This window comes from Methylomagnum sp., assembly GCF_054333355.1.
The window spans coordinates 1-9,660 of sequence record NZ_JBTEKS010000148.1; the positions used below are offsets into that span (position 1 = coordinate 1).

11 protein-coding genes are annotated in these 9,660 nt (G+C 62.3%); 1 reads left to right on the forward strand and 10 read right to left on the reverse strand.

Features of this window, described 5'->3' with window-relative positions:
* The coding region (locus tag ACXWUF_RS12395; protein ID WP_458494980.1) for a HisA/HisF-related TIM barrel protein at positions 1-699 on the forward strand (699 nt) is incomplete at its 5' end.
* A 74-nt stretch (positions 700-773) separates the two neighbouring features.
* Here ACXWUF_RS12395 and fae read toward each other — a convergent pair.
* From fae to ACXWUF_RS12445, 10 genes are all read right to left on the reverse strand, one after another.
* Positions 774-1,286: a formaldehyde-activating enzyme gene (gene fae, locus ACXWUF_RS12400; protein WP_458494981.1), complete on the reverse strand. Its 513-nt coding sequence runs from the start codon at positions 1,284-1,286 to the stop codon at positions 774-776.
* 147 nt (positions 1,287-1,433) lie between these two features.
* On the reverse strand, positions 1,434-2,291 hold the full coding sequence (locus tag ACXWUF_RS12405) for a triphosphoribosyl-dephospho-CoA synthase (RefSeq protein ID WP_458494982.1): 858 nt from the start codon (positions 2,289-2,291) through the stop codon (positions 1,434-1,436).
* Complete coding sequence (locus ACXWUF_RS12410; RefSeq protein WP_458494983.1) at positions 2,285-3,220, reverse strand: ATP-grasp domain-containing protein; 936 nt, start codon at positions 3,218-3,220, stop codon at positions 2,285-2,287. The genes ACXWUF_RS12405 and ACXWUF_RS12410 overlap by 7 nt, the downstream gene beginning before the upstream one ends.
* Before the next feature lie 45 nt (positions 3,221-3,265).
* On the reverse strand, positions 3,266-3,697 hold the full coding sequence (locus ACXWUF_RS12415) for a type II toxin -antitoxin system TacA 1-like antitoxin (protein WP_458494984.1): 432 nt from the start codon (positions 3,695-3,697) through the stop codon (positions 3,266-3,268).
* A gap of 46 nt (positions 3,698-3,743) precedes the next feature.
* Positions 3,744-4,184, reverse strand: coding sequence for a DUF29 domain-containing protein (locus ACXWUF_RS12420; RefSeq protein ID WP_458494985.1), 441 nt, complete (start codon positions 4,182-4,184; stop codon positions 3,744-3,746).
* A gap of 32 nt (positions 4,185-4,216) precedes the next feature.
* Positions 4,217-5,212: a methenyltetrahydromethanopterin cyclohydrolase gene (gene mch / locus ACXWUF_RS12425; protein ID WP_458494986.1), complete on the reverse strand. Its 996-nt coding sequence runs from the start codon at positions 5,210-5,212 to the stop codon at positions 4,217-4,219.
* A gap of 40 nt (positions 5,213-5,252) precedes the next feature.
* Positions 5,253-6,377, reverse strand: coding sequence for an ATP-grasp domain-containing protein (locus tag ACXWUF_RS12430; RefSeq protein ID WP_458494987.1), 1,125 nt, complete (start codon positions 6,375-6,377; stop codon positions 5,253-5,255).
* A 12-nt stretch (positions 6,378-6,389) separates the two neighbouring features.
* The gene (locus tag ACXWUF_RS12435; protein WP_458494988.1) at positions 6,390-7,415 is read right to left on the reverse strand and encodes a beta-ribofuranosylaminobenzene 5'-phosphate synthase family protein; all 1,026 of its coding nucleotides are present in this window, start codon (positions 7,413-7,415) and stop codon (positions 6,390-6,392) included.
* 119 nt (positions 7,416-7,534) lie between these two features.
* Positions 7,535-8,080 carry a GTP-binding protein gene (locus tag ACXWUF_RS12440; protein ID WP_458494989.1) on the reverse strand — a complete coding sequence of 182 codons (546 nt, stop codon included), beginning with the start codon at positions 8,078-8,080 and terminating at the stop codon, positions 7,535-7,537.
* A complete protein-coding gene (locus ACXWUF_RS12445) occupies positions 8,067-9,107 on the reverse strand; it encodes a hypothetical protein (protein WP_458494990.1) in 1,041 nt (346 codons plus the stop codon). Before ACXWUF_RS12445 ends, ACXWUF_RS12440 begins: the two co-directional genes overlap by 14 nt.
* Positions 9,108-9,660 lie beyond the last annotated feature (553 nt).

Below are 9,660 nucleotides of genomic sequence, written 5' to 3' on the forward strand. Positions count from 1 at the left end.
ATGCAAATCATCCCCGTCCTCGACCTCATGAATGGACTCGCCGTCCACGCCCGGCAGGGCCACCGCGAACTTTACCAGCCATTGCAAAGCCCGTTGTGCCGCAGCCCCGAACCCTGCGCCGTGGTCGAGGGCTTGTTGAACCTGCATCCCTTCACGACCGTGTATATCGCCGACCTCGACGCACTGATGGGTAAGCAGCGTCAATCCGGCGTGATGACGGAGTTGCGGCGGGCGTTTCCCGGCCTTGCGTGGTGGATCGACCAAGGCGTGCCGTGTAAAGGCGGAGAATTGTTTTTTACACCGGAACCCAACACCACGCCGATCATCGGCAGCGAGTCCTTGCGAGAGGAACATTTGCCGCGTCTCGCCGGGACAGACGCGACAAACTGGATTTTGTCCCTGGATTCCCGTGCGGGCCAACCGCTGGGACCGGCGCGCTTGCCGGAAAGTCCCGACCTGTGGCCGGAGACGGTCATCCTGATGAACCTGTCGGTGGTGGGGGGCGGGAGCGGTCCCGATGTTGGGCAGGCGGAGCGGTTGACGCGGGAACATCCCCGGCATCGGTTCGTGGCGGCGGGCGGGGTGCGGGATGCAAACGATTTGGCGCGGCTGGAAGCCTCGGGGCTGGCCGCTGTGCTGATGGCGAGTGCCTTGCATTCCGGGGAGGTGGATGCGCGGGGGCTGGGGCGGTTCAAATAACCGGGCGGGCGGTTTTCTGCGGGCGAAAAAAAACGTTGCCCCGAGACCGGGGCAACGTTTTTTCGTCGAACCGCTTACTTGTGAGCGGCGAAGGGATGCTCGACGGAACCCTTCTGCTTCACCACGTCAGCCGCCTTCGGCTCGCCAACAACAGCGCGCTGGATGGAGAGCTTGGTGGCTTCGTAGTTGTAGTCCTGAATCTTCGCATCGTCTTCAGCCAGCCAGTGGATGAACACGCCGACGCTGATGAACAGGTCGTCAGCTTCATCGACCGGGATGGTGCCGTCTTCGACGCAATCCGCCACGGCCATCGCAACACCGCGCTGGGCGGGTCCGAACATCTGAGTGGCTTGCTTGCCATTCTTGATGGTGACCTTGTTGAACATGACGGTCGCCGGCTTAACCAGCAGGTTCGGCGCGACCACGGCCAGCAGGCTGGTGAAACCGTCCTTGTTGTTGGTCAGAGCAGTCGCGAACGCCGTTTCGGCGGCGCTGCCACGCGGCCCAATGATTAAGTCGATGTGGGCGATTTCGTTGCCACCGCCACAGAGGGCCTCGCCAACCAACAATTTGTCGATTTTCGCCATATTTATCTCCTGTTTACCTTTACCAAAGAAAGAAGAAAATTTTTGTGTTATGGACACTTTCGTGTCTCCCCTATCGGATGGGTTATCAAGGCGACATCCGTGCCGTCACGCCAACCCGCCTACGCAGGCTCAAGGAAAGGCTCTTAATTAGTCCCGAATGGCCCTGAGTTTGGCAACCAACAGGCACGCCACCGTGAGATCGGCCGTGGTGCCCGGATTGATTCCGTAAGCCTTGAACTCGCTGTCCACGTCTTGTAGGAGCCGCATGGCCCTTTGCGGCGTTTCCGCACCGGATAGTGTTTCTTCTATCTCAGCCATCCGGCGGGCAATCATCCTGGAATATTGGGCACCGAATTTACGCTCCACATGGCTATCGGGGAAGCTTGCTAGCAAGCCCACGAACACCATGACGGTCGCCCAGACCTCATCATCCCATTGAGACAGCGCGGCATGATAACGTGGAATGGCGGAATTCAGAATATCAGCATAAGAATTGGTGTATTGAAAAGCGATGCGGTCCCGGTGTTCGGCGAGGCGCATGGCCTCCAATAAAGTGACCTGTGGTTCCTCGCGGATATCCTGTTCCGGCGCGGCACCCAAGCCGCCCGGCTGTGCCCGGCGAATGGCGCGGTATACCCAATCCGCGTCGGCCACGGTCGTATGCGCCAGCACCTTCGCCAAAGCTTCTCGTAGCGTTTCGCCAGCGGTTCTGCTCTCGAAAGCGCGGATCAGAGGCGCCGATAACAGCACGATGCCCAGATTGGTATTGCAGCCCACCGCCGCCCAGGTCGCATCGACGGCGTAAAAAATCTTTTCGCCGAGCGAAAGGGTCTCGTCGCACAGGAAGGGCGCACTGGCGGCGGCGCTGCGGCGGAAATCCTCCACCGTCATGTCGTGGCCTTCCGAGTGGACGCTCACGTTGCCCGGCTTGAAGGCTTGCAACTCCAATTCACAAGCCGCCAGATAAGCCGCTAGGGCCGCTTCCCGCCGCTCCACGCTCACCATTGCCGAACCTCCTGCCCGGCGCTTGGAGCGCACAGGGCCAGGAAATCCGTCACCAGCAACTCGGCGATGGACGCTTCCGTCACGGCCTGCAAACCCTTCCATGCCGGGATGCTGTTGACTTCCAGCACGCTGTAGCGGCCTTGCTCGTCGCGGATGATGTCCACCCCCGCGTAGTTCATATCCAGCACCTTCACGGCGTCCTCGGCCAGACGGCAGAGCCGGAGGTCATCCAGCCGCACCGGCTCGCAGCGGGCACCTTGATGGACGTTGTTCAGCCAGGTCACGCCCGAGCGGCGCATCGCGGCCACAGCCCGCCCGCCGATGACGAACACCCGGAAATCGTGGGGCGGCTCGCCGCAGTGGACGAAGCGTTGCAGGTAGAAAATGCCGTTGTCAGGGGAAAACCCGGCCAGGTCGTCCACGGTTTCGTAGCGCCGTAGCCCGGCGCCTTGGGAGCCGAACAGGGGCTTCGAGACCAGTTGATGGCCGGCCCGCAGCTCCCGCTCGGCGATGGCGCGGGCGACTTCCGGGTCGCTCAGCACCCAAGTGGGCGGCGTGGGAATCCCGGCCCGCCGCAGCAGGAAGCTGGTCATGCCCTTGTCCACGGTGCGCTCGACGGCGCGGCCATCGTTATAGACAGGGATGCCCAACAGTTTCAGGGCGTGCAGGATGTCGAGGTAAAAAACCACTTGGTCGAGGGTGCCGCCCGGCACGCCGCGCACGAACACGCCGTCGGGCAGGCGGTCCTCGAAGCCGGGCAGGAGGATGGGCAAGCCATCGGCTTCCACGTTGATCCGGCAGGCGGTGAGGGACAGGTAGCGGTAGTCATAGCCACGCACGGCCAGGGCTTCGCGGAGGCGTTTGCCGTGCCAGCCGGGGTCGTCGGTGATGATGGCGATGCGGGGGGAGGGAGGGGTATGTGCGGTCAACGTAGAAAAGTTATTTGGGGAGTTGCCAAGTATTGTGGCTGGGATTCACGGTCGAATATCTTCAAGGGAGTATTCGGGTTCATTGTCGTCGTAGGCGCGTGCTAAATTTTTACGCGAAAGCTGAGACCACCATTCCCGCTCTTCTTCGTTAGAGTTGCTAACCATTTCCCGGTGCAATTTCGCTGCTTCTTTTAGAGCCTCATTTGGCTTGGGCGGATTTTCTAAGGCTTCAAGGAAAACACGTATATCCTCTTCTGTCCGCAGATAAACCGCCCGCTCTTGCGCTAGTATGGCTTGCTCATCAATATCAGCAGCATTCTGCGGAGTGTTCGCTCCCTTTAGCAGAGCCGTTAAACGCAACAGCGTTTCCATGGCTTCAAACGATAAGTCATGGATTTCTTGCGTTAGCTGATTTTCCAATTCGGCTTTAGTCATCATGTCAGATACCTCAGTGACATAGTGATGCAAGTCGGGCATGGGAACACACGCCCGACCTACGGACTGAAAAGTATGGAGAAGTCCATCAACCCTCCGAGTTTGGAAAATAATCGTCGTCGAGGATTTGCCCCAAAGAAAACGGACAAATTTCCGGGAACTTATTCAGCGGAATCTCCGTTTCCAAAGACGCGGCTTTGCGTGCTTTCAGATAGGTTTTTTCCAGCGCTTCCAACAAACCCGACTGTAACGACGGGCTGTCCTCCAACAGCGTATCCAGGGAAGCCCGCTGCTCGGTGATGGTTGACAACCAACTGGGTGAGCGCTTGGCCGGTTGATAGCGCCATTTCAGTAGGTGCATGACCAGCACCCGCAGACGGCTCACCAACTCGTGCTTTTCGCTGCGCCCCATGGATTCGATCTCCTCAATCAGGTTTTCGATGTCCAGCCGGTCGATCAAGCCGGATCGTAACAATCCGGCCTGCTCCTGCGTCCAGCGAAAGAAATCTTGTTCATAACCCGTGGACATCAACCACCTCCGAACCCTTGGCCCTTAATCAATCACTCCCCAAACGACCGCTCCAACAACTCCTCATCCAACTCCCCGGCATGGAAGCTGCGGCCCGATTCCACCGCCGTCACAATCACCCGCGCCGGGCTGAACAGCATGGCATCGACCTTGAAGAAATCGTACTTGTATTCCTTGAACACCTCGGCGAACGGCTTGCCGTAGTCGCGGGAGGTCGAACTCGGCAGTTCCGCCGCCAGGGACGCCGCCGCTTCGTCGCTGCCCTTGACGAACAGATGCGCCGTGCCGCCGAACAGGATGGCGTCGTTGGTGCGGCCCATGGCCTTGACGAAATTGGGATGGGGCGGCGGCACCGGCGCGGAGGCGCTGCCGTCGATGATGTGGCCCAGCGGGAAATGCAGCGAGTGGGCCTTGTGCAACGCCACTTCCAGCACCCGGCTGACCACCTGCATTCCACCCGCCAGGCTCGACGTGGGCGTCAGGATGACATGCACGCTGTCGGTCTCCACCTTGCAGGCGCGGGAGATTTTCTCGATGACCTCGACCGGCGGCACCTTGTCCACTTCCATGACGATGGCAGTTTCGCCGCACACGTCGCGGTAGCCGAGTTCTTCGTAAAGCTCTTCGACCGGCTTCTCCACGCCCTCCTTGACCTTGGTCGCCATGGCGCGGGCCGGGCCGGAACCCAGCGCGTAGAAAGCGCTCTTGCCTTCGCCGTGGGACAGACTCCACCCGGCGTACTGGCTGCCCAGGCAGGCGATGACCGGGTTGGCGCTATGCACATTCACCATGGTCGGCCAGCGCTTGAAGGGCGAGCCGTGGCTTAAGGTGACGGTGCCGAGGCCGCCCATGCAGACTTCCGCGATCAAGCGGCCCGCTTCCAGGCCGCCCACGGCGTCGATGCCGGCGTCGATGACGGTGCAGCCGTTGGACAGACGGTCGATCTTCAGCCGGAGCTTCCCGGCCTTGGCGATCATGTGTTTAACGATGGGGAGAGCTTGGGCGTTGACGCTGACTTTGGTTTGCATGGTGAGTGACTACCTTGGTGTGGGAAATAAACTGTGCCGGTTAAGGTTGGACCGGCAACAGCCGTTCAAAAACTTCGGTGGCGCGGCGGGCGAGCAGGCTTCCGACCTTCGCGAGATTGGCACCATCTGCCTCGACGGTGCAGACCGGCTGCCCGGTGTCGAAACGGGTGCCCGGCGCGGGCCGGTCGCAGCACCAGCCGGGCCAGTCCACGGCCTCCGGCACCGTGAACGCTCGGGGCGCGAACACCGCCCGGAACGCCCGCACGGCCCGGCCCATGGGTGCGCCGTCGCCCAACCGGCCCCGGCACGCCCGGATGTGCGCCTCCAATAAGCCGACGGGGAAATCCCGATCATAAAGCGCCATCGTCGCGCTGGGCCGGGGGTTGATTTCCAGCGCCCGGCAGGTGTCGCCGTCGCGCATGAAATCCAGGCTGTTCAGCCCCTTGAGTCCCAGCGCCCGAACCAGCCGCGCCACGCAGGACCGTACTTGTCCGCGCTGTTCCGGTGCCAATTCGGCCCGATTCACGGCCCCCACAAACAAAAAAGGCCGGCCCTGTTGGCTAGCCGTCCATAAGGTGTTGAAGCCGATAATCCGGGCGCGTTCGCCGTCCGCCAAGAACAGCGCCGACATCGGCGGTTCCGACACGCGGCGCTGGTAATACTCGCCCGCGCTGGCGGGCGTTTTCTGGGCGCAGAAGCGTACACCCTTGCCCCCCTCGCCGCAACCGGCCTTCACCAGCCACAACGCGGGGTCGGTGGGCGGTTGGAAGCGGACTTCGGGGAACGGAATGTCGAGTTGGCGCAGCAGCTCAAAAAAGCGTTCCGGCGTCCGCAACAGACGCACGGTTTCGGGCGGATTGCCGAGCAATTCGCGCCCCGCCGCCAAGCGTTCCAGCAGGTCGGGCGCGATGTCCAAGCCGCTGCCATACACCAGCGGATAGCGTTCGGCGGGCGCGAGGCGGGCGGCGGTCGCCAGCAGATACCCGGCGTCAAATCCAACTTGGTCCGGCACGAGCGGCACTGCGACTTCGGCGTATTCCTGCGTGTCCGCATCGGCATAGAGATCAAGTGCCACCGGACGGAAACCGGCACGGGCGGCGCTACGGACCAGCATCCGCGCCGAACAGCTTACGATCAGCAGGCGCTCGGGCCAATCCGTAGTCATCCCGGCCCCGGATCAGAACTCCGTTTCGCTCCGCGACTGTACGGTAATCTCGGCGCCCCGGTCGCGGGCCGTGCCGATCAAAAAGCGCAGGCCGGGCCGGTCGCCGAAGCGGGTCTCGGCCTCGGTCAGCAAGGCTGCCGCCCTGGCCGGGCTGTCCACCAGACAGAATCCGGTCGGTCCCCACGAGCTTTGGCCGATGCCCACCGCCCCGCGTTCGGCCAGGAATTCCAGCGCTTCCCGGACATTGCCGCTGGTGAAGCGCCCGCCCTGGGCCGGGGCGAAATGGTCGCCCACCGAGCGTTGTGTGTCGGTGATGACCGCGCCGAAGCCCTCGATGTCACCCTCCGCCACGGCGGGCAGGCCACGCATCAGCAGCCAGTGGCACAGCCGCGCCGCTTCTTCCGCCGGGAATGTCGGCAGGGCACGGAAGGCGTCTATCTCCGCCGCGCCGTGCAGGCCTTGGTCGCGCTGGTCCAGGATGATGATGAAGCGCCAGTCGGAGGGCATGTCCAGCCGGGCAAGGACCGGCGGGATGACCGTCCGCTCGCCCCGGCCCCCGTCCACCACCAGGCCACCGTGTTCGAACACCGCGATGCCGATGCCGGAGCGGGCACCGCGCTCGATGATCGGCGCGACATCGCGGACGCCCAATGCCAGCTCGTATAGTCGGCTCAGCCCCACCCCGACGGCCAGGGCCAATTGTGTCCCGGAACCCAGGCCCACATGGTCAGGGATGGCCTGTTCAATGTGGATGGAGGCGGGGCAGGGGCGACCGACGGCGCGGGCGAATTTCTCGGCGGCGGCGATGGCCCGCTGGGCACCGGGACCAGTGGCGGACAGGCGGGCGGCGGGCACCAGGGTCAGGCGGGTGGCGATTTCATTGATGCCGACGCCGATGCTGCCGAATTTCCGCCCGAGGGAGCCGCCCAGGTCGAGGAATCCCATGTGCAGGCGAGCCGGGGCCGTGACCGTCACGCGCAGGTCCGGGTCGATGGGGGATGCGGGGGGATTCGGGCGGGAGCGGTTTTCTGAAAGCACGGCGGTTCTCGGGGCTTGGCGGTTTGGTGGCTCGCCATGCTATTAAAAGCCCCCGGCTTTGTCGACCGCGCCGCCGCCCGGGCTGGGCCAGACGGCGCGCTGGCGAAACCGGCGCCTCATCAACCGAACTCCAGTTGCGCCAACAGCGTGCGTATGAGTATCGACACGTCGCCCGCGTCCCTCGCGTCGACATGGACGACCGGCCAGGGATCGCCCCTTTCCGCAAGGCCATCGTAATAATCCTGGATGGAGGACCGGGCTTTCATGTCGCAATGGGTGACGCCCACGACGGCGGCGCTCGTGCGGAGGAACGCCGCGTTCAGGTTGAGATAGTAATCCAGCTCGCCCATCGGATCGGGATGGGTGTTGTCGAGGAGGATGATGAGCCCCAAGGCGCCCTTGGTCAGGATGTGGCACATGAAATCGAAGCGTCGTTGGCCGGGCGTCCCGTACAGGTGCAGTTTGACCCCGTTGGCCAGGGTGAGCAGGCCGTAGTCCATGGCCACGGTGGTGGTGCTCTTGCGTGCCGCCACCTCCGCCTCGGACGCCCGGACATCCGTCGTGACCGGCGGCACTTCGCTGATGGCGGAGATGGCCGTGGTTTTGCCGGCGCCGACGCTGCCCGTGAAGACCAGCTTAGGCTGCCGTAAATCAGGGTTCGACATGATTCGTTTTCATCCGGGGCGTGGTTTGGGATTTCGGGATTTCTCCGCGCAGGCGATGGACGATCTTGCCGAACAGGTCACGCATGGCCGGGTTCACGGGCTTTTCCTGGATCGCGGTGTCGCCTCCCCGTTGCAGCAAGTCCAGCGCCATGCAGGCGTTGTGGAAGTCGATCACCTTGTCCAGCGGATTGCCGGTGCGGGCCGCGACGGCGCTCAGGTCCGCCCGGTTATTGCTCATGAACGCCATCAAACCAATGTAATCCACATACTCGGACATGGATTTGAGGTTCGGCCAGCGCTTCAAGCGCACCGGCTCGTCGAGCCGGCAGCCGGTCCATAATCGGCCTTGGGAACTGCGCAGGGCCGCGAGAAAGATCAAGTCATCAAGGCCGAGTCCGCCGGATTCCATTGCGGCGGCTTCGGCGGCCATTTGCCGCTCATCGAGCGGTTGCGTCTGGATCCGATCCCGAGGCGCCGACAGCAGGGGCAGCCACAGGGTCTGGTCGCCGGGCGCGAAGTAAAGCCTCGACCGCGGGTCGATCAGCAGCGGGCCGCTTTCCTGGCCGGCCAGCCGCCGGGGCAGGCCATCGGCCAGGCATTCGCGGACGATGCCGATCAGATACCGGGCGGGGTCGTAATTATCATCGGTGGCCTCCGGCGGGCTTATTGGTTCGGATGCCCGAGGCGAAAGAGGACTGCCGGAAGCCAGTTCGGTGCCCGCCGCGTCGAGCGTTTGGATAAGTTGCTGGATACTGGGTAGCCGGGCCGGGTCGCGCTGAATTCGCCAGTGGGCGTCGATGCCGAGGTCGGGCGGGACACAGGCGAGCAAGCGGTCGCCGGGAAAGTCCTGCCGGTAGTGCTCCCACTCTTGCGGTGATTCCACCGCGGCCAGATAAATATGCGCGGTCCCGGCGGCGGCCCAGCGCCAGTTGTCGCGCAACCGACCGCTGGCGATGGTGAATATCGCCTCCAGTGAGGCAGCCTCCTTGTCGGAAAATCCGATGGGACGGATGGTGTAGGACGACATGGTGATCTCTCTTGAAATTATGTTCATTATTTAACGCGTTTGAGGCGATGCGGCGGGTGAAGAAACCGTGCAACAAGATAATCAATATCAAGCGCGGAGGCTTCTAACACAATTCACATATAGTTGCTCAAAAAAACCACATCGCGCCTCACATAAACCCCTCTAAATATGAGTAATTGTGTGGTCCTTTGCGAAAGAAATATCTTGCGATAAACCTCGTTTCCGACTGTGTGCTGGATGTTTTTATTAAAAATCAATCAGTCATTGCGGAGGCGCGGTTGAAAGCCTAAGAATCCGAGCTTTGAAAATGGCCTTATCAAAGTATTAAAATCACTATGTGTGGTATCTCAAGGGTACCGGCAATGTTATTGTAGTTCCTTTAGCAATTCTTGCTGCCTTGTTGAGGTGTCTTCCGTGGTCTTGGGGCGGGATAGCGGGGTGGAAACGAGAAAGCGCCTCGCGGACACCGGTGTCCGCGAGGCGCCGTCATTGGCGCCCGCCGTTATTCTCGGTGAATCTCCCGATTACCCAGGAGACGCCCCGTCCCCGCGCC

Coding starts and splice junctions, on each gene's coding strand:
- mch (WP_458494986.1), bottom strand. CDS start 5,212: ATGCAAACCAAAGTCAGCGTCAACGCCCAAGCTCTCCCCATCGTTAAA.
- ACXWUF_RS12415 (WP_458494984.1), bottom strand. CDS start 3,697: ATGCCCGACTTGCATCACTATGTCACTGAGGTATCTGACATGATGACT.
- ACXWUF_RS12405 (WP_458494982.1), bottom strand. CDS start 2,291: ATGGTGAGCGTGGAGCGGCGGGAAGCGGCCCTAGCGGCTTATCTGGCG.
- ACXWUF_RS12430 (WP_458494987.1), bottom strand. CDS start 6,377: ATGACTACGGATTGGCCCGAGCGCCTGCTGATCGTAAGCTGTTCGGCG.
- ACXWUF_RS12445 (WP_458494990.1), bottom strand. CDS start 9,107: ATGTCGTCCTACACCATCCGTCCCATCGGATTTTCCGACAAGGAGGCT.
- fae (WP_458494981.1), bottom strand. CDS start 1,286: ATGGCGAAAATCGACAAATTGTTGGTTGGCGAGGCCCTCTGTGGCGGT.
- ACXWUF_RS12420 (WP_458494985.1), bottom strand. CDS start 4,184: ATGTCCACGGGTTATGAACAAGATTTCTTTCGCTGGACGCAGGAGCAG.
- ACXWUF_RS12440 (WP_458494989.1), bottom strand. CDS start 8,080: ATGTCGAACCCTGATTTACGGCAGCCTAAGCTGGTCTTCACGGGCAGC.